Raw genomic sequence first — 744 nt, forward strand, 5'->3', positions numbered from 1 at the left:
CAGTCGTTCGGCACTCTTCTCGCCATAGTCCGCGCCGGTCTTGGCGCCAACCTCGAGCTCCATTAGTCGCTCGGCGGCAAAGCCAATCATCTCACGCAGTAAATCTGCATCGCCGCTCTGTTCGACAAGCGCGCGAAGGTCCATCATAGGTTTGGTCATCGGGTGTCATCCTTGGATCAGATTGAGTCTAGCAACCCGACCTTACTAAGAAACCCGATGGCCACCTGAGCTACACCACCCCGTGGGACACGATCCCGATCTCTTCATCCTCCGTGGCCCGCCCGAGTTCATTCGGTCCGATAACGGACCTGAATTCATTGCCACCAAACTGCGCAACTGGATCGATGCGGTGGGTGCCGAAACGGCCTATATCGAGCCGGGATCGCCCTGGGACTGAGGAGGATCAGAAAACAGTCCGGGGGACTGTTTTCCCGACGAAGGGTATGCAGAGAGCTTTAACGCCAGGCCTCGTGACGAACTGCTTAATGGGGAGGGTTTTATTCGGCTCAAGAGAAGCCCAGATCCTGATCGAACGCTGGCGCCAGCATTACAACACGCTGCGCACGCATAGCTCTTTGGGATATCGCCCACCCGCACCCGAGAGCATCGTGCCAGTAGACCAAAGCCCCACGATGCACTAACTTTTAAATTGGACCACTCAAGTGGGGCAGACCATTCCGTGCCATTGTCGACCCTGATCGTCTTGGGCGGGCCGCGCCATTCGATGATCTGGTTCAACGCTCG

2 pseudogenes are annotated in these 744 nt (G+C 57.1%); one reads left to right on the forward strand and one right to left on the reverse strand.

Annotated elements, in window-relative coordinates:
• Positions 1–159: pseudogene (locus tag VSX56_RS20715) on the reverse strand (IS256 family transposase); the annotation flags it as partial.
• A gap of 97 nt (positions 160–256) precedes the next feature.
• On the opposite strand from VSX56_RS20715, the pseudogene VSX56_RS20720 reads away from it, so the two are divergent.
• A pseudogene (locus tag VSX56_RS20720) lies at positions 257–641 on the forward strand (integrase core domain-containing protein); the annotation flags it as partial.
• Positions 642–744: the final 103 nt, after the last annotated feature.

The organism is Thioclava kandeliae (genome assembly GCF_040297545.1).
Taxonomy (GTDB): Bacteria; Pseudomonadota; Alphaproteobacteria; order Rhodobacterales; family Rhodobacteraceae; genus Thioclava; species Thioclava kandeliae.